The sequence below is a fragment of the Chromobacterium sp. CV08 genome, from assembly GCF_051129845.1.
Classification (GTDB): domain Bacteria; phylum Pseudomonadota; class Gammaproteobacteria; order Burkholderiales; family Chromobacteriaceae; genus Chromobacterium.
The window spans coordinates 2,566,040-2,589,346 of record NZ_CP150453.1; the positions used below are offsets into that span (position 1 = coordinate 2,566,040).

Here is a 23,307-nt window from a genome sequence, read left to right on the forward strand (position 1 = left end):
CCGCGGATCTTACACTTCCCCGATACCTTGCACCCCTCCCTCGCGGGAGGGATTTTTTTTATCCGCCGCCGTGAGCTATGAATAGAGCAAAAATCATGGCGGAGCAGGCATGGAGTCCACCCCCGCGGTCGGCTGGCTGGAAAAACTGATTCCGGCGGTATGGTATGGCCCGCTGACGGTTTTCGTCGGCGTCACCGCCGCGTTCGCGGCGCTGCTCTACCTGTTGCGGCCGGACAGCCGCAAGCGGGTGCTGCGCACGCTGCTGATCGCGTTGGCGGCCTTGCTGGTGGTCAATTTCAGCGGTCAGGGCGCCGCCGGCCAAGTCGTCCGGCAGACGGCGGTGATCGTGATGGGGCTGGCGCTGATCCGGCTGTGGGCGATGCTGCTGTTCCGCCTGCTGATGCCGCTGCTGCGGCTGCATCCGCCGCGCATCCTCGAAGACATCCTGGTCACGATAGGCTACGTCGGCTGGGGCCTGGTGCTGCTGCGGCTGGCCGGCCTGGACTTGAGCCACATCGTCACCACCTCCGCTGTCATCACCGCCGTGCTGGCGTTCTCGATGCAGGACACGCTGGGCAATATCCTGGCCGGCCTCTCGCTGCAGTTCGACAATTCGGTCGAGATCGGCGAATGGATCAAGGTCGGCGACCTGGTCGGGCGGGTGGTGGAGATCAATTGGCGCGCCACCACGGTGGAGACGCGCAATTGGGAAACGCTGGTGATCCCGAACAGCGTGCTGATGAAGAACCATTTCGCCATTCTCGGCAAGCGCCACGGCTGTCCGCAGCAGTGGCGGCGCTGGGTGTGGTTCAGCATCAGCTGGGACACGCTGCCGACCCAGATCATCTCGGTGGTGGAGAAGTCGCTGCGCGAGGCGCAGCTGCCCGGCGTGGCGCTGACGCCGGAGCCCAACTGCATCCTGATGGGCTTCGAGAACGGCTACAGCCGTTACGCCGTCCGCTATTGGCTGACCAATCTGGCGGCCGACGACCTGACCGATTCCATCGTGCGCACCCATATCGACGCCGCGCTGCGCCGGCACAATCTGCGCATGGCCTCGCCGCACTACAATGTGCTGACGATCAAGGAGAACGAGAAGTATATGGAGGCGCGGATGAAGAAGCACCTGGAGGAGCGGGTGCAGGCGCTGCGCCGGGTGGAGTTGTTGTCCGGACTGAACGACGAGGAGATGGTGATCCTGGCCGATCAGCTGAAGTTCACCCCCTTCGTCACCGGCGACATCATCATGCACCAGGGCTCGGTGGCGCACTGGCTGTACATCATGCTGTCCGGCGAGGTGGAAGTATGGGTGGCGCTGCCGGACGGTGAGCGCAAGCTGGTCGATGTGCTGAAGGCCGGCAGCTTCTTCGGCGAGATGGGGCTGATGACCGGCGAGTCGCGCTCGGGAACGGTGATCGCCCGTTCCAATGTGGAGTGCCTGAGACTGGACAAGGAGGCCTTCCAGTCGATACTGGAGTCGCGCAAGGAACTGGCCGAGGCGATTTCGGCGATATTGGCCGAACGGCTGGAGGAGCGGCGCAACCGCCTGCCGGAGGACTGGCAGGATGTCGCCGGCAACGCGCCGCGCCGCGGCGAGCTGGTGGACCGCATCCGCAATTTTTTCGGGCTCAGCAAGCACTGAGCGTCTGTTCGGGGGCGGCCCGGCATTGTCGACTCTCGCCGGTGTGCCGCCCAGTATCCGCGCGGTGGGCCGGAACGCCCGCAGCGGCCACTCAGACGAACTGCACCGGCATGTAGTAGTCGCGGCCCGGCCGGCTGACCAGCACCTGGGGCTGGCCGGCTATCATCGCGCGGTAGGAGCGCGGCAGCCGCTTCCAGTCGTTGAATTTCATCTTGATGCTGTCGTTCTGCTGTCCCATTGCTGTCTCCGTCGCTGGCTAGTCCACTTTATGGATGACGTTGGTCACCACGCCCCAGATATGAAACGAGGCATCCTCGGGCACGTCTATCGGCCGATAGGCCGGGTTTTCCGGCAGCAGCCGCAGGCCGTTCGGGCCGCGCTCCAGCCGCTTCACCGTCAGTTCGCCGTTCAGCGCGGCCACCACCACCTTGCCGCTGCGCGGCTCGCGGCTGCGCTCCACCAGCAGCAGGTCGCCGTCGTGTATGCCGGCGCCCTGCATCGAGTCGCCTTTCACCGTCACCATGAAGGTGTCGCCGGGGCGGCTGACCAGATGGGTGTTGAGGTCGATGTCGGCTTCTTTCAGATCGTCTGCCGGCACCGGCGAGCCGGCCGGCACGCTGCCGGCGAACAGCGGCAGCGAGAGCTCGCTGAGCTGGGCGCCCAGCGTGCGGAAGTCGGAAGCCTGGGCGCTGTCCGCCGTGCGCCAGCTGCGATAGTCGTCCAGCCACTGCTGCAGGATGGGCTTCAGCGGCTCCGGCACGCGCAGGGCGACGGTCTTGTCGCCGCCGAAGACCGATTTCCGGCCGGCGCCGGAGCGCTTGCCGCCGTGTTGTCTGGGTGTGTCCTTGTCCATGTTTTGATTCTGTACAATATCAAATGGAATTGCAAGAAGGCCGGCGCCGCATCGGGGCCAGGGGATGGTTCAAAGGCGTCGGAGCCGCGCCGTCAAAGGCTTGGCCGGCTGTTGGCAATCGGAGACAGGAGACGGAAAGCTTGCCAGTGGCCGCCAACTAATATACGTTCCATATATTAAACGTATATCGAGGGGCGCCGATGGGCATCGTCAAGATTTCGGAGCAGATGCATGACAATCTGCGCGCGGCCAGCGAGGCGCTGAGCCGTTCGATCAATTCCCAGGCCGAGCACTGGCTGCGCATAGGCATGCTGGCCGAGCTGAATCCGGACCTGCGCTACAGCGAGATCTGCCAGTTGCTGCTGCGCGCCGGCCAGGATGGAAGCGGACTGGATATTCAGCGGCAGGCGGAGGAGGCGGCGCGATGAGCAAGGTGGTGATCAAGTCGCCGGCCGAGGTGGCCAAGGCGCGCGAGGCGGGCAAGCTGGTGGCGGAGCTGCTGGCGATGATAGGCGAGTATGTGAGGCCCGGCGTCAGCACCGAGGAGCTCGATGCGCGCTGTCACGAATACATCGTCAAGGTGCAGCGCGCCAAGGCGGCCAATGTCGGCTACTACGGCTACCCGAAGGCCATCTGCTCGTCGGTCAACCAGGTGGTGTGCCACGGCATTCCGTCGACGGAACAGGTCTTGCGCGACGGCGACATCGTCAACATCGACGTGGCGGTGATCAAGGACGGCTGGCACGGCGACAGCAGCCGGATGTTCTACGCCGGCGCGCCGTCGCCGGAAGCGCGCCGGCTGGTCGAGACCTGCTATGACGCCACGCGCGCCGGCATCCTCGCGGTCCGTCCCGGCGCGACGCTGGGCGACGTCGGCCACGCGATCCAGAACGTGACCGAGGCCGCCGGCTTCAGCGTGGTGCGCGAATACTGCGGCCACGGCATCGGCCGGGTCTATCACGAGGAGCCGGAGGTGCTGCACTACGGCCGCCGCGGCGCCGGCCTGAAGCTGAAGCCCGGCATGGTGTTCACCATCGAGCCGATGATCAACGCCGGCAAGGCGGGCACCCGGCAGTTGAGCGACGGCTGGACGGTGGTGACGCAGGACGGCTCGTGGTCGGCGCAATGGGAGCATATGGTCGCCGTCACCGACGACGGTTTCGAAGTGTTGACCGCCTGGCCGGACGGGCTGGGCGGCTATCCGGCGCTGGCCTGAGCGATGGCGCGTTCCGAGCGCCTGCTGGCGCTGTTGCAGCTGCTGCGCCGCCACCGTCGCCCGGTGACGGCCCAGGCGCTGGCCGACGAGCTGGCGATCAGCGTACGCACCGTCTACCGCGATATCGCCAGCCTGCAGTTGCAGGGCGCCGACATCGCCGGGGAGGCGGGCATAGGCTATCAGCTGCGTCCGGGCTTCCTGTTGCCGCCGCTGATGTTCGCCGAGGAGGAGATCGAGGCGCTGGTGTTGGGCATGCGCTGGGTGGAAAAGCGGGCCGACCCCCGGTTGGCCGGCGCCGCAGGCAATGCGCTGGCCAAGGTGGCGGCGGTGCTGCCGGACGATTTGCGGCGGCGGCTGGACGACGAGACGCTGCTGGTGGGGCCGGCCGAGGCGCCTGACATCGCGGTGGACATGGGCGCCTTGCGCGACGCGATACGCCGCCAGTGCAAGCTGGTCCTCTGCTACCGGGACGCCGACGGCGGCGACAGCCAGCGGGTGGTGTGGCCGTTCGCGCTGGGTTTCTTCGAGAAGGCGCAGGTGCTGGCGGCCTGGTGCGAGCTGCGCCAGGACTTCCGCCATTTCCGCTGCGACAGGATAGGGCGCTGCGACAGCCTGGACGAGCGCTATCCGCGCCGGCGCCAGGCCTTGCTGAAGGAATGGCGGCAGCGCCTGGGCATCGCCGCGGACGCGCGCTAGCGTTTGCGGTGCTCGGCGGCGTGCAGCGCCAGATAGGCGTCCAGATCGGCGCCGCCGATGTCCAGGGCGGCCAGGATCTCCTCCATGAAGCTGACCGGCGCGGTGCCGGGCGCGGTGACGACGCCCCGGTCTCCGACGGCATGGGGCACGTTCTGATAATGGGCGCCGCCGGCGTAGCCGGGCAGCGCCAGGTTGTCGGCCGAATTGGAGGTGTGGCGCACCTTGTCGAGCACGCCGGCCTGCGCCAGCACGCGGGTGCCGTCGCAGATGCCGGCGACGACGACGCCGCGGGCGTGGGCGGCGGCGACCAAGCCCGCGATGTCCGGCGCCTGTTCGGTTTGCCAGATGGTGCCGCCGCAGACGATCAGCAGGTCCAGCGGTTCCAGTTCGATCGCTTCTATCGCCAGATGCGGCGTGACCATCAATCCGCCGGCGGAGGTGAGCGGCTTGCCGCCGGGCCCGGCGTAACGCACGTCGAAGCCGTAATAGCCGCGGGCTGAGGCGTTGATCAGCGCGGTTTCCCAGTCGGAAAAATTTTCGGTGATGATGGTGAGGGCGCGTTTCATCGGATTGCCTTGAAGTGTTTGGAGGGGAACCGGGACCTTGCGGGGTCCGCAGGTGGCCAAAAGGTAATCGATGCCGCTGTCAGTTTCTGTCAGCAGTCTTTGTCGACGCTGTTTTTGTGAAGCCAAACCTGCGCTGCGCGACGGTTTGCGATGCCCATTGCTCGGCCGCGAGATAGATCAGGTCCACTGCGGGGTCTTTCACGTCCGGATAGCTGTCCGGATCGGCCAGACCCGCCGCCAGGCGCCGTTTCAGTTCCCCATAGGCGTCCACCGTCGCCGGATGCGCGCGCAGGTAGTCGCGGAACAGCAAGGCATAACGCTGGTTGGCGCTGCCGGCGCGGCGCACGTGGATGTGCGCGCGGCGCAGACCTTCCGGTTCCCGGAAGAAGAATTTGCGCCATTGCTCCGGCGCGGCGTCGCTGCCCGGCGGCAGGTGATCGCGATTGAACGGCTTGCGCTCGAAACCGGCGTCCTGCAAACGATTGGCAACCGCCTCGTCCAGTTCCGCGACTGTGATCTGGATATCGATCACATCCTTGGCTGCCAGGCCGGGCACCGAGGTGGAGCCGATATGGTCGATGCTCAGGGCCAAATCCCCCAGCGCGGCGCGCAATCTTTCCGCCATGGCCTCGAACTCGTCCGCCCAGCGCGATTGATGCGGAATGATCGTCACCGCTTCAGTCATGCTTGAGCTGCTCCGAGAAATGGTGGGCGACGATGTCCATATTGCGGTTCAAATAGAAGCGGTGGGCGCGGTGTCGCTGCACGCCGGAATCCAGATGGATTTCGCCGCAGCCCTCGGCTATTGCCAGCTGGCGCAGCCAGGCCATCATCGCCGCGCCGTGGCCGCGCGAACGGGTGGTTTCATCGGTGGCGAGGTCGTCGACGTACAGGCTTCGTCCGGCCACCAGCGTGCGTTGCAGGCGGAAGCCCGCCACGCAGGCGACGGCGCCATCTTCTTGCAAGTAGGCCAATTGGTAGCCTTCGGCCATTTGCGCGCGCACCGCGGCGACGAAGGTCTCCGACCGCAGATGCGGCCGCAGTTGCCGCATCACGGGGAAGCAGCGCTCGATTTCCTGGTCCTGCCGGGCCGGTTGGATCATAGGTTTCTCCTAATCCTTGATGTGGCTGTACATCCAGAAGTCGCGCGACGGGCCGCGCACCTTGCGATAGCTGCGCATCAGGCCCTCGCGCTGGAAACCGTTGCCTTCCAGCACCCGTATCGAGCGGATGTTTTCCGGCAGCGCCGTCGCCTGGATGCGTACCAGGCCGGCATGACCGTGGCCCCAGTCGAGCAGGGCGGCGCAGGCCGCTGTCGCCAGCTTGCGGCCCCAGGCGGACGGACTCAGGTCGTAGGTGATCTCGGCGCTGGCATTGAGCGGCGAGACGGTATGGAAGCCGGCGGTGCCGAGCAGGCGGTCGCTGCCCCTATCGGCGATGGCGAAGCGCAGCGCGCTGGATTCGGTGAAGCGCTCCGCTTGCCAGGCGTAGTCCGCCAGCTCGGACTGTGCCCGCAGATTCCAACTGGTGTGTTCGAACACCTGCGGCAGCGTCAGGTAGTCGTACCAAGCCAGGATGTCATCCGGGTACAGCGGGCGAAGAATGGCGTCAGGGTGGTCCAGCGTGGGCATGGCGTCGAACAGCATCGGTTTTCCGTTTCGTGCGTGGTGGGTCTGCGGCCGCAGCACTCGGCGATGAGGTCCGCCATCGCCTGCATTGTCGGCAGCTCGGGCATTCGGTCAATATGATGTCATGTTGGCGGCATGCCCGCCACAGGCGGAAACCGGCGGCGCATAGGATTATCAGGTTGACAGGCATCGAGCCGTTTACTGAAATTCGAACAGGCTCCGGTATGAGGATGTGCTCAAATGCGGGCAATTCCATTGCGTTGGTCTTTTCTGCTACCGGTGGCGCTGCTGATCGCCTGCGGCTCATCCCAGGGCGTCGACGGCTATGCGATTTCCGGCACGCTGTCCGGGTTGCCGGCGGGCGCCCAGCTGGTATTGGCCAATAACGGAGCGGATTTTCTGACGCTACGGGCCAACGGCAGTTTTGTGTTTCCCAAACGAATTTCCGCAAAGCAGCCTTACAATGTGACGATCAAGTCCATCGCGGCCGGAGAGTCCTGCCTGCTGTCGAACGCTTCCGGCACGGCGGCGTCCGATGTCAGCGATATTTCCGTCGTTTGCGCCAGTACGCCGAGCACGCAGTCCAGCTATATTGTCGGCGGCACCGTTTCCGGCCTGGCGGGCGGGGGCTCGCTGGTCTTGCTCAATAACGGCTCCGACGCCATCACCTTGAGTGCAAACGGGCGCTTCCAGTTCGGCGCGTCCGTCGCCTCGGGAAATGCCTTTGCCGTTTCAATCAAGACCCAGCCGACAGGGCAGGTCTGCAGCTTGACGAATAATTCGGGCATCTCGATTGTCGATGTCGGCAGTCTCGCCGTCACTTGCGCGAATACTTCGTCGACTCCGCAGCAGCGCTACACGGTCGGCTTGACCGTGAGCGGCCTGGATGCCGGCAGCGCGCTGCTTCTGAAGAACAACAACTCCGATACGCTGAATGTGTCCGCCAATGGCGCGTACACCTTTGCGCTGCCCTTGCTTGCCGGCAGCCAGTACAACGTCACGCTCGCCTCCCAGCCGGTTTGGCAGTCCTACTCGCTGAGCAATCCATCCGGCACCGTCACGGCCGATGTGGCGAATATCGCGGTCAGCTGCTCCGACAGGGTGGCTACGGTGACCACGCTGGCAGGATCGGGCGCCGCCGGTTCCGCCGATGGGCAAGGGGCCAGCGCCTCGTTCAATTTTCCGGCGGGTCTCGGGCTGGACGGCAGCGGCAATTTGATCGCCTCTGACTACGGCGACGGGACGATACGCAAGATAGACGCGGGCGGCAATGTCACGACCTATTCTTCGTTGACCTATGTCGGAACCGGCGCCATCAGCCAGCCCTTTGGCGTAGCGGTGGCGGCGGACGGCTCCATTTACGAGGGGTGCGGCGCTTGCAATCTGATTTACAAGATCATTCCGACCGGGACGAACAGCGCCACCGTGACGGTATTGGCCGGATCGGGCGCGACCGGCTCCGCCGACGGGCAGGGCGTCGGCGCGTCGTTCAACTCCCCGCTGGGCGTGGCGGTGGACGCCGGCTCCAATGTCTACGTGGCGGATACCGGCAACAATCTGATCCGCAAGATAGATCCGAGCGGCAATGTCGTGACCCTCGCCGGGTCGGGAACGCCCGGGTCCGCCAACGGCCAGGGGACCAGCGCGTCGTTCAACTCCCCCGCGGGGATCGTGATCGACAGCGGCGGCAATCTCTACGTGGCGGAGGCGGGCAACGGGCTGATCCGCAAGATAGATCCGAGCGGCAATGTGGTGACCTTCGCCGGGTCGGGCGGGCCCGGTTCCGCCGACGGCCAGGGGACCAGCGCGTCGTTCAATGCGCCCACGGGTCTAGCGATAGACGGCAGCGGCAATATCTATGTGGCGGACTCGGGCAACAATCTGATCCGCAAGATCGATCGGAACGCCAATGTCGTGACGCTGGCCGGCTCGGGAACGGCCGGTTCCGCCGACGGCCAGGGCGCGGCCGCGTCGTTCAACGGCCCGACGGGCATTGCGCTCGATGGCAGCGGCAATGTCTATGTGACGGACCAACTCAACAATCTGATTCGCAAACTATCGCCATGAGCGCTTGTTTGGGCGCGCGGCATGCGATGGCCGGCGCGGGCTTCAGCCCAGGCAGTGGGCCGCGATGAAGTCCGCCGCCGCCTGCAGCGTGGCTTGCGGCGCCTCCAGGTGCGGGCTGTGGCCGCAGCGCGGCAACGTCGTTTGCCGGCCGTTGCGCGTTTGACCGGCGATGGCGTCCAGCTGGGCCGCGCTGCCGTACTGGTCGTCGGCGCCCTGCAGCGCCAGCAGCGGGCAGCCGATGGACGGCAGCGCGTATGCTATGTTCCAGTGGGCGAAAGCGGGACTCAGCCAAGTGCCGGACCAGGCGTGGAACAGCGTCTCGGCCTTGTCTCCGTGGTATTTGACCAGGCCGTCCAGCTTGCCGGCCCGCCAGGCGTCGACAGCCGCGCGTACGCCGGCGAGCGTGGCATCCTCGACGAAGACATGGGCGGCGACGGTGATCGCGCCCTTCAGCCGGGCCGGCTGTTCCGCCGCGTGCAATAGCGCGATGCTGCCGCCGTCGGAATGGCCGATCAGGATGTAATCCCGCTCGGGCAGGCAGGCCGCCAGCACCGCCGGCAGCTCGTTCAGCGCGTATTCGTGCAGATAGTGTATCGTCCGCGGCCGCGCCAGCGGCTCGGACCGGCCGTAGCCCTGGCGGTCGTATACCAGGCCGGCCAGTCCGGTGGTCTGGCACAGCCGGTCGGGAAAGCCGCCCCACATCGCGTCGCAGCCCAGGCCTTCGTGCAGGAAGACCAGGCAGGGGCGCGACGGGTCGCCGTCTATGAGCCGGTGGTGGTGTCGCATGCCGATCTCACTCCGCGCTGCCGCGTTTCCCGTCGTTCGTCAATTGGCCGGCGTCGCCCCGGCTCTCTTCGAGGGTTTCCCGGATCACGATATGGCTGTGTTCCGGTTTCTTGCCCGGATGTCGGACCCGCGACGCGCGGATGTCCTTTACCCGTTCGGCTTTTTGTCGGCGGGGCGCGCAGGCGGTGATCTGCGCGTTGACATCGGGCATGGCTTGAATCCTTCGTCGGTATGCCGGGTGGCGCCATTGGCGGATGGCGCGATCATGTTGTCATGGTTGCCGGATGATCGCTACTGACAGAAACTGACAGTAGCGGGGAGTAGCATGGGGACCTGCCGCAAGAAGCGGCATCAACCAGGAGAACCATCATGCAATATCCCGACCTTGTCATTCTGTATGTCGAACAGCCGTCGCGGAGCGCGCGTTTCTATTCCCGCCTGTTCGATCTGGCACCATTGGAGGAGACGTCGACTTTCGCGATGTTCCGCTTCGCGTCGGGCATGCGTCTGGGACTGTGGGCGCACAAGGAGGTGAAGCCGGACGCGGAGCTCGTGAGCGGAGGAGGGGAGCTGGCCGTTCGGCTGGACGATTTCGCCGCGCTGGATGCCTGCTTCGACAGTTGGCGGGCGCAGGGACTGCGCATTGTCCAGCCGGTCACCGACATGGATTTCGGCCGCACCTTCGTCGCCCTGGACCCGGACGGCCATCGCCTGCGGGCCTATGTGGCGACGGAGTGATGGGCCTCAGTCGGTGTGGAAGCAGTTGCCGCACACGGCGCGGTAGCGCGCCTCTCCGCCGATCTCCACTTGCGGGCCTTCCTTGACCCGCTTGCCGGAGTCGTCGATTCGGATGTGCATCGTCGCCTTGCGGCCGCACTGGCAGATGGTCTTGATCTCTTCGACGTCCTCGGCCAGCGACAGCAGCCAGGCCGAACCGGGAAACGGATGGCCCTGGAAATCGGTGCGCAGGCCGAAGCAGATCACCGGGATGTTCCGGGTATGGGCCAGCCGGTGCAGCTGCTGAACCTGTTCCGGGGTCATGAACTGCGCCTCGTCCACCAGGATGCAGGCGGTATCGCCGTAGTCCTGGGCCAGGAAGTCGAAGCCGGCGTCGAAGGTGTCGGACTCGCGCTGGATGTTGAGCCGCGAGGTGATCATGCCTATACCGTAGCGGTCGTCGATGGCGCTGGTGTACAGGGCCACCTTCTTGTCCATCGATTCGTAGTTGTTGGCGATCTGCAGCAGCTGGGTGCTCTTGCCGCTGTTCATCGCGGCATATCGGAAAAACAGTTTGGCCATGGCGTTTCTGGGCGCGTGGGAGCATTGCCGGGCGCGCAGCATACCATGGCCGGCGCGTTCAATAGAAGCTGGCGATCTCGTCCAGAGGCTTTTTGCCGATATTGGGCACCATGCAGCCGTCCGCCGGGTAGCCGACCACCAGCAGGATGTAGGGCTTCTCGTGGGCGGGGCGGTTCAGCAGCTGGTTCAGGAAATTCATCGGGCTGGGCGTGTGGGTCAGCGTGGCGAGGCCGGCGTGGTGCAGCGCGGCGATCAGGAAGCCGGCGGCGATCGATACCGATTCCGGCACGTAGTAGTTCTTGATCTCGCCGCCGTCGGCCAGCATGGTTTTCTTCTGGCCGAAAATGGCGATCAGGTACGGCGCGGTTTCCAGGAAGGGCTTGTCGGCGTCGGTGCCCAGCGGGGCCAGCGCGTCCTTCCATTCCTGCGGCGCGCGGTGTGTATAGAATTCGCGTTCCTCGGTTTCGGCGCCTTCGCGTATCTTCCGTTTCAGCTCCGCGTCCTCGACGACGACGAAATGCCAGGGTTGGTGGTTGGCGCCGGACGGCGCGGTGCCGGCGGCGAGCAGCGCGTTCTCTATCACTTCGCGCGGAACCGGCTGGCTGGTGAATTCGCGCACCGTCTTGCGGCGGCGGATGTCGGCGTAGAAGGCGCGGGAGCGCTCCACCATCTCGGCTTCGGGATAGCGTCGGTAGGTGCTCAGCGGTATGAAGGCCGGCTGGCCCTGGTTGAACGGCAATCTGCTCATGGCGGCTCCTGTCGGTGGGCGTAGCGTTGCCGGCGCGTCGATCCGGCGGTTTGGCGGCGACGCGGCTTTCCGTGCCCGTGTCCGGGCGGCCGGTGGCCGATTCGGTCGCCTTCCGGCGATAGCATGGCAGCCTTTTTCGTTGAAATGCAATCGGCATTATGCATTTGAGTAGCTGTTTGTCATGTAATTTTATTTCATGTCAAAATACTTCAAGTAAAGCGATGCGACTTGACGGGGCGGGGCGGCCGGACGTAAAAAAGCGCCCTACGCGGGCGCTTGTCTCCGAGTGGCGCGAGGTTTTACAGATCGCCGCCGGTTTCCAGCACGAAGCCGGCCTTGGCGTCCCGGCCCAGATGCGCGACCAGGTAGGGCAGCACCTCTTTCAGCGTCTGCGGCAGCGTCCACGGCGCGTTCAGGATGAACATGCCGCTGCCGTGCATGCCGAAACCGTCGGCCGACGGGCCCTGCACCTGCAATTCGGCGCGCAGCCAGTTCTTGGCCGGCAATTTCTTCAGTTCCGGCAGCATCTCCTTCATTTCCGCCCGTTGCAGGCACGGATACCACACGGCGTAGACGCCGGTGGCGAAGCGCTTCAGCCCTTCTTTCAGCGCGGTGGCCACGTTCTGGTAGTCGCGCTTGTCCTCGTACGGCGGGTCGATCAGCACCAGCGCGCGGCGCGGCGGCGGCGGCAGCACGGCCTTGATGCCGTCGAAGCCGTTGGCCTGCTGGATCTGCACGCGGCGGCCGCTGCCGTCGAAATTCTGCTGCAGGATCTGCGCGTCGCTGGGGTGCAGCTCGAACAGCCGCAACTTGTCGCTTTCCGGCATCACGTCGGCCGCGCACCACGGCGAGCCGGGGTAGAACTTCAGCTCGCCGTCCGGATTCATCCGCTTGACCACGTCCACGTAGTTGCGCACGGCCTCCGGCAGGTCGTCGCGCTGCCACAGCCGGGCGATGCCGGTTTCGAATTCGGCGTTCTTGACGGCGTAGCCCTCGGTCAGCGAGTAGGCGCCGGCGCCGGCGTGGGTGTCGATATACCAGTAGGGCTTGTCTTTCTGGCCCAGGTAGTTCAGCAGCTCGATCTCGATCAGGTGCTTGAGCACGTCGGCGTGGTTGCCGGCGTGGAAGGCGTGGCGGTAGCTGAGCATGGTTCTTGTTCTTTCAGATGGTTGATTCGATTCCGGCGGCGCCGGCGGCGTCTAGCCAGCCCAGCCGCGACAGCAGCGCGGAGAAGTCGCGCTCCAGCGGACAGCGCAGCAGCAGCGGGCCGCCGTCGGGCAGCGTCAGCCGCATTTCCACGCAGGCCAGCAGCATCCGGCGACAGTCCAGCTGGTCGGCGAACATCCGGTTGTGGCGGCCCTTGCCGTAGGTGGAGTCGCCGATGATGGGATGGGCGATGTGCTTCAGGTGGCGGCGCAGCTGGTGGCGGCGGCCGGTCTGCGGCGACAGCTCCAGCAGGCTGTAGCGGCTGCTGGGATAGCGTTCCACCATGATGGGCAGCTCGACGCGGGCCAGCGTGCGGTAGTCGGTGACGGCCGGCTGCGGCGCGGTTTCCACCGCCTCGCCTATCCATTCCAGGTCGTCGGGGCGGCGGTTCAGCGGGTGGTCGATGTGTCCGGCGCCGTCGGTATGGCCGCGCACCACCGCCAGGTAGCGTTTCTCCACCTGCTGGCGCTCGAACTGCCAGCTCATCTCGCGGCCGGCATCCTTGTCCAGCGCGAACAGCAGCGCGCCGGAGGTGCCTTTGTCCAGCCGGTGCACCGGATAGACGCGCTGTCCTATCTGGTCGCGCAGCAACTGGACGGCGAAGCGGGTTTCATGGCGATCCAGCACGGTGCGGTGCACCAGCAGGCCGGCGGGCTTGTGGATGGCGATCAGGCGATCGTCCCGATAGAGTATCTGAAGCATGGAAACGGAGGTCTTGAGCAGGGCGGAATTGTAGGGCTTGCACGCTGCTTTGGATATAGCCCTTATGTTTTGTGTTGGATCAATTCAGTCATTGACAGTCATGACAATCGGTAAATGTCAATCGCATAATCCAGCACTGGCGCGGCTTGCGGGCGAATCAGTATTTTTAGGTGAAGAAATGTTTGCGACACGGTATTTCAAAGTCGAGAGGAAATTGTTTACAGGCAGGTTAACGCTCATTACAATTCGCCGCGCTCAGAAGAACGACAAAGTGGTGTCTGCAGCCGGTTTTTGCATTGCGCAGGAGGCGGTTCAGGCCGCTTAGGCACAGCTGGAGCTGTAGTCGGCAGGTTACATGCCGATCGCAATTCGGCTGTCACCATCAAAGTCCGCGCTGTTGCAATCGCCGCGCCTGCATGGAGCCTGGCGCGTTGACCCAACTCAACCAAGAGTTATAGAGATGACCATCCAACTGAAACGACTCAGCTTCGCGGTTGCCGCCGCGGTCCTGTCCGCAGCCGCCTGCGCCAAGGACTTCACTCCCGCCGTGATCTACGATCAGGCCGGCAAGTTTGACAAGAGCTTCAGCGAAGCCGCCTACAACGGCGCCGAGCGTTTCAAGAAGGACTTCAAGGTCAGCTACCGCGACGGCCAGATTTCGTCCGACGCCCAGAAGGAACAGCTCTTGCGCAAGATGGCCGGACGCGACACCGACATCGTCGTCGCCGTCGGCTTCAACTTCGCCCAGGCCGTGGAAACCGTGGCCAAGGAATTCCCCAAGGTCAAGTTCACGCTGATCGACGCCGTGGCCAAGGGCCCGAACGTGCAGAGCATCGTGTTCAAGGAGCAGGAGGGCAGCTTCCTGACCGGCATGGCCGCGGCGCTGAAGTCCAAGACCGGCAAGGTCGGCTATATCGGCGGCATGGACATCCCGATGATCCGCGCCTTCGGCTGCGGCTACGCCCAGGGCGCCAAGTACGCCAACAAGAACGTCGTCGTGCTGCAGAACATGACCGGCACCACCCCGCAGGCCTTCAACGACCCGGCGCGCGGCACCGAACTGGCCAAGAGCCAGTTTGACCGCGGCGCCGACGTGATCTTCGTCGCCGCCGGCGGCACCGGCCTGGGCGTGCTGCAGGCCGCCAAGAACGCCGGCAAGTTCTCCATCGGCGTCGACAGCAACCAGAACTACCTGTATCCGGGTTCGGTGCTGACCTCGATGGTGAAAAAAGTGGACGTCGCCGTCTACAACACCTTCAAGGAAGCCAAGGACGGTTCCTGGAAGTCCGGCGTGAAAGTGCTGGGCCTGAAGGAGCATGGCGTAGACTGGGCGCTGGACAAGTACAACCGCCCGCAGATCACGCCTGACATGGAGAAGAAGATCAACGAGGCCAAGGCCGAGATCATGGCCGGCAAGATCAAGGTGGTCGACTACCGCGCCAACAACAGCTGCCCGGTGCAATAAACCGGCAGCGACTTCCCCGGAAAGTGGGGCACAGCCGCGGTGATCCATCATCGCGGCTGTTTGTTCATGCCGCCGGGGAAACACGAATCGAAGAAGAATCGGGAACATATCAAGCATGACCGAGTTTGCCATTGAGCTGGCCGGCATCAACAAGAGTTTTGGTGCGGTCAAGGCCAACCGCGACGTGACGATGAGCGTGCCGAAGGGAAGCATCCACGGCATCATCGGCGAGAACGGCGCCGGTAAATCGACGCTGATGAGCATTCTGTACGGCTATTACCACGCCGACAGCGGCACCATCCGCGTGGACGGCAGGGATGCGCGCATCCGAAACAGCCAGGAAGCGATCCGCCTGGGGATAGGCATGGTGCACCAGCACTTCATGCTGGTGGAGACCTTCACCGTGCTGGAGAACATCGTGCTGGGCGCCGAAGGCGGCCGGCTGCTCAAGGGCGGCATGGACGAGGCCCGCGAGCATCTGAAGCAGCTGAACGAAAGCTACTCGCTGGAGGTGGACCCGGACGCGCTGGTCAGCGATCTGGGCGTCGGCCTGCAGCAACGGGTGGAAATCCTGAAGGCGCTGTACCGCGGCGCCGACGTGCTGATCCTGGACGAGCCGACCGCGGTGCTGACGCCGCAGGAGGCCGACCACCTGTTCCACATCCTGCGTTCGCTGAAAGAACAGGGCAAGACGGTGATCCTGATCACGCACAAGCTGCGCGAGGTGATGGACATCACCGACAACGTCAGCGTGATGCGCGCCGGCACCGTCGTCGACAATGTGCGCACCTGCGACGTCGACAAGGAAAAGCTGGCCGACCTGATGGTGGGCCGCAAGGTGTCGCTGAAAGTCGACAAGGCCGACTGCAAGCCCGGCGCCGCCGTGCTGGACGTCAAGGGCCTGACGCTGATAGACGCGCGCCAGGTCAAGCTGCTCGACAATCTGAACTTCCAGGTCAAGGCCGGCGAGATCGTCGGCGTGGCCGGCGTGTCCGGCAACGGCCAGTCCGAATTGCTGGAAGTGCTGGCGGGCATGCGCGAGCCCAGCGCCGGCAGCATCGTCTACAAGGGCGAGGACCTGCTGAAGCTGCCGTGCCGCCGCAAGCCGCGCGCCGCCGTCTACCGCCAGCGCGGCATCGGCCACGTGCCGGAGGACCGCTCGCGCGAGGGCCTGGTCAAGGCCTTCTCGACGTTCGAGAACGCGATACTCGGCTACCACGACGACAAGTCGCTGAGCAGCGGTCCGCTGTATTCGCGCAAGAAGCTGGTGGAGCGCACCCGCGACTTCATCGCCCAGTTCGACATCCGTCCGGGCAATCCCTTGCTGCGCGTGGGCCTGTTGTCCGGCGGCAACCAGCAGAAAGTGGTGCTGGCGCGGGAGATACACGCCGACCCGGACCTGCTCTTGATCGGCCAGCCGACGCGCGGCGTCGACATCGGCGCGATCGAGTTCATCCACAAGCGGCTCGTCGAGCTGCGCGACCAGGGCAAGGCCATCTTGCTGGTCTCGGTGGAACTGGAAGAAATCCTGGCGCTGGCCGACCGCATCCTGGTGATGGCGGGCGGTCAGATTACCGGCGAAGTGGCGGCCAAGGACGCCGATACCATTTCCCTCGGCCTGCTGATGGGGGGGCACAAGCATTGAAATTCGGACAACCATCGACCTTGCCGCGTTGGGCGCAGCTGACCGTGCTGCCGGCGCTCAACCTGCTGGCCGCCTTGCTGGTGACGGGCCTCGTCACCTGGATGATTGGCGAGAATCCGTGGGAATGCCTTAAGCTGCTGATCAACGGCGCCTTCGGTTACGGCGAGGGCATAGGCTACACGCTGTTCTACACCACCAGCTTCATCTTCGCCGGTCTCGCCGTCGCCACCGCCTTCCATGCCGGCCTGTTCAATATCGGCGGCGAAGGCCAGGCCTACCTGGCCGGCCTGGGCGTGACGCTGGTGATGCTGGGCCTGGACCACGTGCTGCCGTCCTATGTGCTGATTCCGCTGGCGGTGCTGGCGGCGATGGGTTTCGGCGCCGCCTGGGCCTATATTCCGGCCTATCTGCAGGCCAAGCGCGGCAGCCACATCGTGGTGACGACGATCATGTTCAACTTCATCGCCTATTCGCTGATGTTGTACCTGATCAGCCACCAGCTGATCGAAGCCGGCTCGCAGAATCCGACCACCCGCCTGTTCGGCCAGAACGGCTGGATTCCGCAGATGCACGAACTGTTCTCCGGTCTGCCCAGCTCGCCGCTGAACCTGTGCTTCGTGTTCGCGCTCCTGGCCGCCGGCCTGTTCTACCTGATCGTCTGGCACAGCCGCTGGGGCTTCGAATTGCGCACCGTCGGCACCAACGAGCACGCCGCCGGCTATGCCGGCATGAGCGTCAGCCGCGTCATCATCGTCGCGATGTGCGTATCGGGCGCGCTGGCCGGCCTGTCCTCGGTCAACGATCTATTGGGCTCCTCGCACCGGATGAACGTGCTGTTCACCAACGGCGTCGGCTTCGTCGGCATCGCCGTCGCGCTGATGGGCCGCAACCATCCGGTCGGCATCGTCCTGTCGGCGCTGCTGTTCGGCGCGCTGACCCAGGGCGGTTCGGACCTGTCGTTCGAGAAGCCGATGATCACCCGCGAGATGATCCTGTTCATCCAGGGCCTGATCATCCTGTTCTGCGGCGCGCTGGAAAACCTGTTCGAGCCGTTCATCGCCGGCCTGTTCAAGCGCAAGGACAAGTAAATGGAAATGTTCTTCAGTCTCCTCGATTCCACCGTGCGCGTGGCCACGCCGCTGGTGCTGGCGGCGCTGGCCGGCATGTTCTCCGAGCGCTCCGGCGTGGTGGACATCAGCCTGGAAGGCAAGATGCTGGCGGCGGCGTTCGCCTCCGCGGCGGCGGCCTATCTCACCCACAATCCGTGGATAGGCCTGCTGGCCGGCATGATGGCCGCCGTGTCGCTGGCCATGGTGCACGCCTTTGTTTCGGTCACCTACAACGGCAACCAGCTGATCTCCGGCATGGCGATCAACACCATCGCCTCCGGCATCACGCCGGTGCTGGGCCTGGCCTGGTTCCAGCAGGGCGGCAACTCGCCGCAGCTGCCGGACGACGGGCGCTTCCACGAGATCACGCTGCCGTTCGCCGACGCCGTGCGCGACGTGCCGGTACTGGGCCTGGTCTACAGCAAGCTGATATCGGGCCACAGCATCCTGGTATATCTGACGGTGCTGGTCGTCATTCCGCTGGTCACCTGGGTGCTGTACAAGACCCGTTTCGGCCTGCGCCTGCGCGCGGTCGGCGAGAACCCGCACGCGGCCGACACCGCCGGCATCTCGGTGGCCAGGGTGCGCTACACCGCGCTGTTCTGGGGCGGCATATTGTGCGGCATGGCCGGCACCTATCTGTCCGTCTACCAGACCGGCAGCTTCATCAAGGAAATGACCGCCGGCAAGGGCTTTCTGGCGCTGGCCGCGCTGATCTTCGGCAAATGGCGTCCGGTTCCGGCGGTGATAGGCTGCCTGCTGTTCGCCTTCGCCGACGCGATCCAGATCCGCCTGGAGGGCGTGGCGCTGCCGGTGATAGGCCAGATTCCGTCGCAGGCTATCGCGGTCATCCCCTATGTGCTGACCGTGCTGCTGCTGGCCGGCTTTGTCGGCCGCGCGATGGCGCCGAAGGCGATAGGCGTGCCCTTCGTCAAGTCGCGCTGAACCGGCGGCCCTGTCTGCAAAAGCCCGCCCGGCATGGCCCGGCGGGCTTTTCTCATGGCGGCCCGTGCTATGATGGAGGCTTGTCAGGCGGGCGGGGCCCGCCCATCAACAGGACGTTTCGCATGCTGAGCTATCAAGAGGCGCGCGACTGGCTGCAACAGCGCGCCAGGCCGCTGACCCTGCGTCAAACCGTGGCGCTGCCGCAGGCCGCCGGCCGGGTGCTGGCCGAGCCGGTGGAGGCCGGCATCGACGTGCCGCCGCATCCGAACAGCGCGATGGACGGTTACGCCGTACGCTGCGCGGAATTGAGCGGGCCGTTGCCTGTGTCGCAACGGATACCGGCGGGCGCGGACCCGCAAGCGTTGCAGCCGGGCAGCGTCGCGCGCATCTTCACCGGCGCGCCGATTCCCGCCGGCGCCGACGCGGTGGTGATGCAGGAGCAGGCGACGGTGGACGAGGCCGGCCTGGTGAGCTTCTCCGTCGCGCCGAGGCCGGGGCAGAACATCCGCCCGCGCGGCGAGGACATCGCCCGCGGCCAGTGCGTCATCGCCGCCGGCCGCCGGCTGTCTCCGGCCGACCTGGGCCTGGCCGCCTCGATAGGCCTGGCCGCGCTGCCGGTGCTGCCGGCGCTGCGGGTGGCGGTGTTCTTCACCGGCGACGAGCTGGTGGAGCCCGGTCAGCCGTTGGCGCCGGGGCAGATATACAACTCCAACCGCTACTGGCTGCAGCCGGCCTTGCAGCGGCTGGGCTGCGAGGTGATAGACCTCGGCCGGGTCGGCGATGCGCTGGAGCCGACGCGGCAACTGCTGCGCGACGCGGCGGCGGTGGCCGACGTCATCGTCACCTGCGGCGGCGTGTCGGTCGGCGAGGAGGATCATGTGCGCGCGGCCGTGGAGGCCGAGGGCGAGCTGACGCTGTGGCAGGTGGCGATCAAGCCCGGCAAGCCGCTGGCCTTCGGCCGCGTCGGCGAGGCGGACTTCATCGGCCTGCCGGGCAATCCGGTATCCGGCTTCGTCACCCTGCAGACGCTGGTCCGGCCCTTCCTGCTGCTGCGCATGGGCCTGAAGCCGGACGAGGCGGCGCCGGCGCGGCACCGCGCCGATTTCGAATGGACGCGTCCCGATCCGCGGCGCAGCGAATTCCTGCGCGTGCGCAAGGTGGCCGGCGACGGCGGCTGGATGCTGCAGCTGTATCCGCAGCAAAGCTCCGGCGCGCTGACCTCCTGCGCCTGGGCCGACGGCCTGGCCTGGCTGGCGCCGGGGCAGGCGGTGTCGCCGGGCGACGAGCTGGCCTATCTGCCGCTGGACGGGCAATGAGCCGCATCCGCTTCGTCGCCGAAGACGGCGCCTTGCTGAACGAGGCCGAGGCGACGGCCGGCGACAATCTGCTGGACGTCGCCCGACTGGCCGAGGTGCCGCTGCACTGGCGCTGCGGCCAGGGCACCTGCGGCACCTGCAAGGTCCGGATAGCCGGCATGGCCACGCCGCAGCGGCCCGGCCGCAAGGAACGCAATGTGCTGCTGCGCGCCGGCGCGATAGACGCCGAGCTGGCGGCCAGCGACGAATGGCGGGAGGCCGAGCCGTGGCGGCTGGCCTGCCACCTGGCGGTGGAGGAGGGCGCGGACTGGGAAGTGCTGTGTCCGGACTATTGAGCCGGCGCGCGGCGATGACGAGAAAAGCCCCCTGACGGGGGCTTTCGCTTTACGGCGGGGCGGGTTCAGCCCTGCTCGCCCTCGCAGGCCAGCTCCTCGTTGTCGTCCTGTTCCAGCCAGTGACGCAGCATGGTCAGGCCCACCGCCAGCAGCGTCGGGCCGATGAACAGGCCGATCACGCCCCAGGCGATCAGGCCGCCGATCACGCCGAGGAAGATCACCGACAGCGGCATCTGCGCGCCCTGGCTGATCAAGAGCGGCTTCAGGACGTTGTCTATCGTGTTGATCAGCAGGAAGCCCCAGATCAGCAGGAACACGCCCAGGCCGGTGTGGCCGGTGTAGAACACCCAGGCGGCGGCCGGCAGCCAGACGATCAGCGTCGGCAACTGCGCCACCGCGACGATGAAACAGACGAAACCCAGCACCAGCGCGCCGGGCACACCGGCGATCAGCAGGCCGATCACGCACAATATGGTCTGAGCCAGCGCGGTGCCGACGACGCCGGTGGTGACGCTGCGTATCGTGCGCGCGATCACTTCCGGCAGCTCGCTGGCGGTTTCGCCGCCCAGCTTGACCACGATGCGCTCCACCAGGTCCCACAGCTTGTCGCCGTTGATCAGCAGCAGGCCGGCGACGGCGATCGCCAGCACGATCTCCAGCAGGCTCAGGCCCAGGTTGGCGCCGCCGGACAGCAGCCACAGCGCCGCCTGATTGATCGCCGGACGGACTTTCTCGAAGAAGCCGGGCAGATCGGCCTGGGTGTTCTGCCACAAGGTCTGCAGGCTGTTGCCGACCACCGGCAGGTTGATCAGCCAGGCCGGCGCGTCCGGCAGCCGGAAGCTGGTCAGGTCGTGCGCCAGATTGGCCAGGTGCGGCAGCGTGTCGGCCAGCGTCAGCGCCATCAGGCCGATGGGAATCGCCAGCGCGGCCGACAGCGCGAGCACGATCAGCAACGCCGCCAGCTTGTGGCGGCCGCGCAGCCGAAGCTTCAGCCGGCAGTACAGCGGCCAGGCCGAGATGGCGATGATGGCGGCCCAGGTCAGCGCGCCGAGGAACGGTTGCAGCACTTTCAGGCAGGCGACCACCAGCAGCGCCAGTATGGCGACGCGGAAGACCCCGAGTATGCTGACATTGGAAAAGGCATTGGACAGGGGAGGCATGGAGGCATCCGTTCAAGGTGGCGGAAATGGCGGCCGGCGCGACGGCGCCGGCCGGATACGGCGCTAGTTTGCCACCTTGCCCAGTTCGCCGGCAAATGCGGCGGCCGGCGTGTAGCCGACGACGCGGCCCGCCTCGCGGGACTGCGGGTCGAACAGGATGATGCCGGGCGGGCCGAACAGGCCGAAGCGCTTCAGCAGCGCCTGATGCTCGGCCTTGTTGGCGGTGACGTCGGCGCGCAGCAGCACGAAGCGCTGCATCTGCGAAGCCACCTGCGGCTGCGGGAACACCTCGGCCTCCATCTCCTTGCAGGCGATGCACCAGTCGGCGTAGAAGTCCAGCAGCAGCGGCTTGCCGGCGGCCTTGGCCTCGGCCAGCTTCGCGTCCAGCTCGGCGGTCGAGCCGACCGGCTGGAAGTTCTGCTGCGCGTGCGCTGCTTCGGCGTTGCCGGCGGCGATCAGTTTCAGCGGATAGCGCGGATTGTCGGCGCCGGACAGCAGGCCCAGCAATTGCGCGCCGCCGAGCAGGAACAGCAGCAGGCCCAGCGCTTTGCCGAGGCGCGCGCGCGCGCCGGAGCCGGCGGACAGGCTGTCGAAGGCGCCGAGGAAGACCGCCGCGCCTATCAGCAGCGCCGCCCACAGCAGCATCACCAGCGAGGCCGGCAGGAAGGGCGTGGCCAGCCAGATGGCCAGGCCCAGCATCACCACGCCGAACACCGACTTGACCGCCTTCATCCAGTTGCCTGCGCGCGGCAGCACGTGGCCGCCGAAGGTGCCGATGACGATCAGCGGCAGACCCAGGCCCAGCGCCATCGCGTACAGCGCCGCGCCGCCGAGGGCGGCGTCGCCGGTGCTGCCGATATAGCCGAGCGCCAGCGCCAGCGGCGGGGCGACGCAGGGGCCGACGATCAACGCCGACAGCGCGCCCATCAGGAAGACGGTGACGGCCTTGCCGCCGGACAGGCGGTTGGAGGTGTCGGCCAGCCGCGACTGCAGGCCGCTGGGCAGCTGTATCGAGAACAGATCGAACATCGACAGCGCGAACACCACCATCAGCGCGCTGGCCGACAGCACCACGGCCGGCTGCTGCAGCCAGACGGTCAGCAGCGAGCCGGTCAGGCCGGCGACGACGCCGACGGCGGTGTAGGTCAGCGCCAGGCCTTGCACATACAGCAAAGACAGCAGGAAGCCGCGGCGACGGGTGAGAGTGGCGCCCTGGCCGGCAATCAGCGACGAGACGATGGGCAGCAGCGGATACATGCAGGCGGTGAACGCCATGCCGAGTCCCGCCAGCAGAAAGGTGCCCAGTGTGGCCAGCCACCCGCGGCCGGCCAACTCGCTGTTACCGGCCGACGCTTTTCCCGCGGCGTCGGCGCCTCCCGTCCACATGCCCAGCTTGCCGCCGGCGCCGCCGACCTGCAGCTTGTGGGTGTACGGCGGATAGCAGACGCCGGCCTCGGCGCAGCCCTGCAGCTTCACGTCCAGCCGGAAGTCGGCCGGCGCCCCGGCGGCCAGCGGAATGGTGACCAGCTGCTTGCCGTGGTAGATGGTCTGCTTGCCGAAATAGGGGTCGGATTTCTCCTGGCCGGCAGGCAGCTCCGCCTTGCCGGTCAGGTCGGCCGGCACGGTGCTGATATGGATGCGGTCGCGGTACAGGTAGTAGCCGGGCGCGACGTCCAGCGTCAACCGCAGCGTGTCGCCGTCGCGGCTGACCTGGGCGGCGAAGGCTTTCTCCGGCGGCAGCAGGTCGTCCTGGTTGACCGCGTGGGCGGGCAGGGCGATGCTCAGGCAGGCGACGAGCGCCGCCAGCCAGCGCCAGGCCGAGCGGTAAAGGGAGTTGAGGTATGCTTGCACTTGCAGACTCTGTTCTGGGGTTGGCGATAGGGTTCTGACGCGGCGGTCGGAACATCGGTTCCGTGTCGCCGG

Annotated in this window: 27 protein-coding genes; 13 read left to right on the forward strand and 14 right to left on the reverse strand. The window is 66.1% G+C overall.

Annotated features, from left to right (window positions below; all coding sequences use genetic code 11):
- The first annotated feature begins 109 nt into the window (after window positions 1–109).
- Window positions 110–1,642 (forward strand): cyclic nucleotide-binding domain-containing protein, encoded by a 1,533-nt coding sequence (locus WNM05_RS11980; protein WP_434626871.1) that lies wholly within the window; start codon window positions 110–112, stop codon window positions 1,640–1,642.
- 91 nt (window positions 1,643–1,733) lie between these two features.
- Here WNM05_RS11980 and WNM05_RS11985 read toward each other — a convergent pair whose 3' ends face one another.
- Both WNM05_RS11985 and WNM05_RS11990 read right to left on the reverse strand, forming a co-directional pair.
- Window positions 1,734–1,880 (reverse strand): hypothetical protein, encoded by a 147-nt coding sequence (locus WNM05_RS11985; RefSeq protein WP_434626873.1) that lies wholly within the window; start codon window positions 1,878–1,880, stop codon window positions 1,734–1,736.
- 18 nt (window positions 1,881–1,898) lie between these two features.
- The gene (locus tag WNM05_RS11990) at window positions 1,899–2,495 is read right to left on the reverse strand and encodes a LexA family protein (protein ID WP_434626875.1); all 597 of its coding nucleotides are present in this window, start codon (window positions 2,493–2,495) and stop codon (window positions 1,899–1,901) included.
- Window positions 2,496–2,695: 200 nt separating this feature from the next.
- Here WNM05_RS11990 and WNM05_RS11995 point away from each other — a divergent pair, with 200 nt between their 5' ends.
- The 3 genes from WNM05_RS11995 to WNM05_RS12005 are packed head-to-tail and all read left to right on the forward strand — an operon-like array spanning window position 2,696 to window position 4,407.
- The gene (locus WNM05_RS11995) at window positions 2,696–2,923 is read left to right on the forward strand and encodes a ParD-like family protein (protein WP_434626877.1); all 228 of its coding nucleotides are present in this window, start codon (window positions 2,696–2,698) and stop codon (window positions 2,921–2,923) included.
- Window positions 2,920–3,711 (forward strand): type I methionyl aminopeptidase, encoded by a 792-nt coding sequence (map, locus tag WNM05_RS12000; RefSeq protein ID WP_434626879.1) that lies wholly within the window; start codon window positions 2,920–2,922, stop codon window positions 3,709–3,711. The genes WNM05_RS11995 and map overlap by 4 nt, the downstream gene beginning before the upstream one ends.
- A gap of 3 nt (window positions 3,712–3,714) precedes the next feature.
- Window positions 3,715–4,407, forward strand: a complete 693-nt coding sequence (locus WNM05_RS12005) for a helix-turn-helix transcriptional regulator (protein ID WP_434626881.1) — start codon at window positions 3,715–3,717, stop codon at window positions 4,405–4,407.
- Here WNM05_RS12005 and WNM05_RS12010 read toward each other — a convergent pair.
- The 4 genes from WNM05_RS12010 to WNM05_RS12025 form a co-directional block, all read right to left on the reverse strand.
- The gene (locus tag WNM05_RS12010) at window positions 4,404–4,973 is read right to left on the reverse strand and encodes a type 1 glutamine amidotransferase family protein (protein ID WP_434626883.1); all 570 of its coding nucleotides are present in this window, start codon (window positions 4,971–4,973) and stop codon (window positions 4,404–4,406) included. The two genes, WNM05_RS12005 and WNM05_RS12010, sit on opposite strands and share 4 nt — an antisense overlap.
- 79 nt (window positions 4,974–5,052) lie before the next feature.
- Complete coding sequence (locus tag WNM05_RS12015; protein ID WP_434626885.1) at window positions 5,053–5,658, reverse strand: GrpB family protein; 606 nt, start codon at window positions 5,656–5,658, stop codon at window positions 5,053–5,055.
- Window positions 5,651–6,076 (reverse strand): GNAT family N-acetyltransferase, encoded by a 426-nt coding sequence (locus WNM05_RS12020; protein WP_434626887.1) that lies wholly within the window; start codon window positions 6,074–6,076, stop codon window positions 5,651–5,653. Before WNM05_RS12020 ends, WNM05_RS12015 begins: the two co-directional genes overlap by 8 nt.
- Window positions 6,077–6,085: 9 nt before the next feature.
- Window positions 6,086–6,619 (reverse strand): GNAT family N-acetyltransferase, encoded by a 534-nt coding sequence (locus tag WNM05_RS12025; protein WP_434626888.1) that lies wholly within the window; start codon window positions 6,617–6,619, stop codon window positions 6,086–6,088.
- Between the two features lie 222 nt (window positions 6,620–6,841).
- On the opposite strand from WNM05_RS12025, the gene WNM05_RS12030 reads away from it, so the two are divergent.
- Window positions 6,842–8,668: a hypothetical protein gene (locus WNM05_RS12030; protein WP_434626890.1), complete on the forward strand. Its 1,827-nt coding sequence runs from the start codon at window positions 6,842–6,844 to the stop codon at window positions 8,666–8,668.
- 42 nt (window positions 8,669–8,710) lie between these two features.
- Here WNM05_RS12030 and WNM05_RS12035 read toward each other — a convergent pair whose 3' ends face one another.
- Together WNM05_RS12035 and WNM05_RS12040 are read right to left on the reverse strand one after the other, a co-directional pair.
- Window positions 8,711–9,454, reverse strand: coding sequence for an alpha/beta fold hydrolase (locus tag WNM05_RS12035; protein WP_434626892.1), 744 nt, complete (start codon window positions 9,452–9,454; stop codon window positions 8,711–8,713).
- A 7-nt stretch (window positions 9,455–9,461) separates the two neighbouring features.
- A complete protein-coding gene (locus WNM05_RS12040) occupies window positions 9,462–9,665 on the reverse strand; it encodes a tautomerase family protein (protein WP_434626893.1) in 204 nt (67 codons plus the stop codon).
- Window positions 9,666–9,823: 158 nt separating this feature from the next.
- Here WNM05_RS12040 and WNM05_RS12045 point away from each other — a divergent pair, with 158 nt between their 5' ends.
- A complete protein-coding gene (locus tag WNM05_RS12045; RefSeq protein ID WP_434626895.1) occupies window positions 9,824–10,192 on the forward strand; it encodes a VOC family protein in 369 nt (122 codons plus the stop codon).
- A 6-nt stretch (window positions 10,193–10,198) separates the two neighbouring features.
- Here WNM05_RS12045 and WNM05_RS12050 read toward each other — a convergent pair whose 3' ends face one another.
- From WNM05_RS12050 to WNM05_RS12065, 4 genes are all read right to left on the reverse strand, one after another.
- Entirely contained in the window at window positions 10,199–10,753 is a 555-nt protein-coding gene (locus WNM05_RS12050; protein WP_434626897.1) for a thymidine kinase, read from the reverse strand.
- Window positions 10,754–10,811: 58 nt separating this feature from the next.
- Window positions 10,812–11,501 carry a nitroreductase family protein gene (locus WNM05_RS12055; RefSeq protein ID WP_434626898.1) on the reverse strand — a complete coding sequence of 230 codons (690 nt, stop codon included), beginning with the start codon at window positions 11,499–11,501 and terminating at the stop codon, window positions 10,812–10,814.
- 299 nt (window positions 11,502–11,800) lie between these two features.
- Window positions 11,801–12,649, reverse strand: coding sequence for a 23S rRNA (adenine(2030)-N(6))-methyltransferase RlmJ (locus WNM05_RS12060; RefSeq protein ID WP_434626900.1), 849 nt, complete (start codon window positions 12,647–12,649; stop codon window positions 11,801–11,803).
- A 13-nt stretch (window positions 12,650–12,662) separates the two neighbouring features.
- Complete coding sequence (locus WNM05_RS12065) at window positions 12,663–13,409, reverse strand: tRNA pseudouridine(65) synthase TruC (protein WP_434626902.1); 747 nt, start codon at window positions 13,407–13,409, stop codon at window positions 12,663–12,665.
- Window positions 13,410–13,446: 37 nt separating this feature from the next.
- On the opposite strand from WNM05_RS12065, the gene WNM05_RS12070 reads away from it, so the two are divergent.
- The 7 genes from WNM05_RS12070 to WNM05_RS12100 all read left to right on the forward strand — a co-directional run bounded on the left by WNM05_RS12070 (window position 13,447) and on the right by WNM05_RS12100 (window position 20,224).
- Window positions 13,447–13,734 carry a hypothetical protein gene (locus WNM05_RS12070; RefSeq protein ID WP_434626903.1) on the forward strand — a complete coding sequence of 96 codons (288 nt, stop codon included), beginning with the start codon at window positions 13,447–13,449 and terminating at the stop codon, window positions 13,732–13,734.
- Window positions 13,735–13,869: 135 nt separating this feature from the next.
- Entirely contained in the window at window positions 13,870–14,874 is a 1,005-nt protein-coding gene (locus WNM05_RS12075) for a BMP family lipoprotein (RefSeq protein WP_434626905.1), read from the forward strand.
- 115 nt (window positions 14,875–14,989) lie between these two features.
- Window positions 14,990–16,519 (forward strand): ABC transporter ATP-binding protein, encoded by a 1,530-nt coding sequence (locus tag WNM05_RS12080; protein WP_434626907.1) that lies wholly within the window; start codon window positions 14,990–14,992, stop codon window positions 16,517–16,519.
- Window positions 16,516–17,607, forward strand: a complete 1,092-nt coding sequence (locus tag WNM05_RS12085; RefSeq protein ID WP_434626909.1) for an ABC transporter permease — start codon at window positions 16,516–16,518, stop codon at window positions 17,605–17,607. Before WNM05_RS12080 ends, WNM05_RS12085 begins: the two co-directional genes overlap by 4 nt.
- Complete coding sequence (locus WNM05_RS12090; RefSeq protein WP_434626911.1) at window positions 17,608–18,573, forward strand: ABC transporter permease; 966 nt, start codon at window positions 17,608–17,610, stop codon at window positions 18,571–18,573.
- Between the two features lie 122 nt (window positions 18,574–18,695).
- Window positions 18,696–19,889, forward strand: a complete 1,194-nt coding sequence (locus WNM05_RS12095) for a molybdopterin molybdotransferase MoeA (RefSeq protein ID WP_434626913.1) — start codon at window positions 18,696–18,698, stop codon at window positions 19,887–19,889.
- On the forward strand, window positions 19,886–20,224 hold the full coding sequence (locus WNM05_RS12100; protein ID WP_434626915.1) for a 2Fe-2S iron-sulfur cluster-binding protein: 339 nt from the start codon (window positions 19,886–19,888) through the stop codon (window positions 20,222–20,224). The genes WNM05_RS12095 and WNM05_RS12100 overlap by 4 nt, the downstream gene beginning before the upstream one ends.
- Window positions 20,225–20,289: 65 nt before the next feature.
- On the opposite strand, the gene WNM05_RS12105 is transcribed toward WNM05_RS12100, so the two are convergent.
- Both WNM05_RS12105 and dsbD read right to left on the reverse strand, forming a co-directional pair.
- Entirely contained in the window at window positions 20,290–21,384 is a 1,095-nt protein-coding gene (locus WNM05_RS12105) for an AI-2E family transporter (protein ID WP_434626916.1), read from the reverse strand.
- Between the two features lie 63 nt (window positions 21,385–21,447).
- Entirely contained in the window at window positions 21,448–23,235 is a 1,788-nt protein-coding gene (gene dsbD / locus WNM05_RS12110; RefSeq protein ID WP_434626918.1) for a protein-disulfide reductase DsbD, read from the reverse strand.
- Window positions 23,236–23,307 lie beyond the last annotated feature (72 nt).

Bases quoted from the DNA above. Each gene is read 5' to 3' on its own strand.
- map (WP_434626879.1), top strand. From the start codon at position 2,920: ATGAGCAAGGTGGTGATCAAGTCGCCGGCCGAGGTGGCCAAGGCGCGC.
- WNM05_RS12105 (WP_434626916.1), bottom strand. From the start codon at position 21,384: ATGCCTCCCCTGTCCAATGCCTTTTCCAATGTCAGCATACTCGGGGTC.
- WNM05_RS11985 (WP_434626873.1), bottom strand. From the start codon at position 1,880: ATGGGACAGCAGAACGACAGCATCAAGATGAAATTCAACGACTGGAAG.
- WNM05_RS12015 (WP_434626885.1), bottom strand. From the start codon at position 5,658: ATGACTGAAGCGGTGACGATCATTCCGCATCAATCGCGCTGGGCGGAC.
- WNM05_RS12020 (WP_434626887.1), bottom strand. From the start codon at position 6,076: ATGATCCAACCGGCCCGGCAGGACCAGGAAATCGAGCGCTGCTTCCCC.
- WNM05_RS12045 (WP_434626895.1), top strand. From the start codon at position 9,824: ATGCAATATCCCGACCTTGTCATTCTGTATGTCGAACAGCCGTCGCGG.
- WNM05_RS12040 (WP_434626893.1), bottom strand. From the start codon at position 9,665: ATGCCCGATGTCAACGCGCAGATCACCGCCTGCGCGCCCCGCCGACAA.
- WNM05_RS12035 (WP_434626892.1), bottom strand. From the start codon at position 9,454: ATGCGACACCACCACCGGCTCATAGACGGCGACCCGTCGCGCCCCTGC.
- WNM05_RS12080 (WP_434626907.1), top strand. From the start codon at position 14,990: ATGACCGAGTTTGCCATTGAGCTGGCCGGCATCAACAAGAGTTTTGGT.
- WNM05_RS12010 (WP_434626883.1), bottom strand. From the start codon at position 4,973: ATGAAACGCGCCCTCACCATCATCACCGAAAATTTTTCCGACTGGGAA.
- WNM05_RS12005 (WP_434626881.1), top strand. From the start codon at position 3,715: ATGGCGCGTTCCGAGCGCCTGCTGGCGCTGTTGCAGCTGCTGCGCCGC.
- WNM05_RS12065 (WP_434626902.1), bottom strand. From the start codon at position 13,409: ATGCTTCAGATACTCTATCGGGACGATCGCCTGATCGCCATCCACAAG.
- WNM05_RS11980 (WP_434626871.1), top strand. From the start codon at position 110: ATGGAGTCCACCCCCGCGGTCGGCTGGCTGGAAAAACTGATTCCGGCG.
- WNM05_RS12100 (WP_434626915.1), top strand. From the start codon at position 19,886: ATGAGCCGCATCCGCTTCGTCGCCGAAGACGGCGCCTTGCTGAACGAG.
- WNM05_RS12090 (WP_434626911.1), top strand. From the start codon at position 17,608: ATGGAAATGTTCTTCAGTCTCCTCGATTCCACCGTGCGCGTGGCCACG.
- WNM05_RS12030 (WP_434626890.1), top strand. From the start codon at position 6,842: ATGCGGGCAATTCCATTGCGTTGGTCTTTTCTGCTACCGGTGGCGCTG.
- WNM05_RS11995 (WP_434626877.1), top strand. From the start codon at position 2,696: ATGGGCATCGTCAAGATTTCGGAGCAGATGCATGACAATCTGCGCGCG.
- WNM05_RS12055 (WP_434626898.1), bottom strand. From the start codon at position 11,501: ATGAGCAGATTGCCGTTCAACCAGGGCCAGCCGGCCTTCATACCGCTG.
- WNM05_RS12025 (WP_434626888.1), bottom strand. From the start codon at position 6,619: ATGCTGTTCGACGCCATGCCCACGCTGGACCACCCTGACGCCATTCTT.
- WNM05_RS12095 (WP_434626913.1), top strand. From the start codon at position 18,696: ATGCTGAGCTATCAAGAGGCGCGCGACTGGCTGCAACAGCGCGCCAGG.
- WNM05_RS12050 (WP_434626897.1), bottom strand. From the start codon at position 10,753: ATGGCCAAACTGTTTTTCCGATATGCCGCGATGAACAGCGGCAAGAGC.
- WNM05_RS12060 (WP_434626900.1), bottom strand. From the start codon at position 12,649: ATGCTCAGCTACCGCCACGCCTTCCACGCCGGCAACCACGCCGACGTG.
- WNM05_RS12075 (WP_434626905.1), top strand. From the start codon at position 13,870: ATGACCATCCAACTGAAACGACTCAGCTTCGCGGTTGCCGCCGCGGTC.
- WNM05_RS11990 (WP_434626875.1), bottom strand. From the start codon at position 2,495: ATGGACAAGGACACACCCAGACAACACGGCGGCAAGCGCTCCGGCGCC.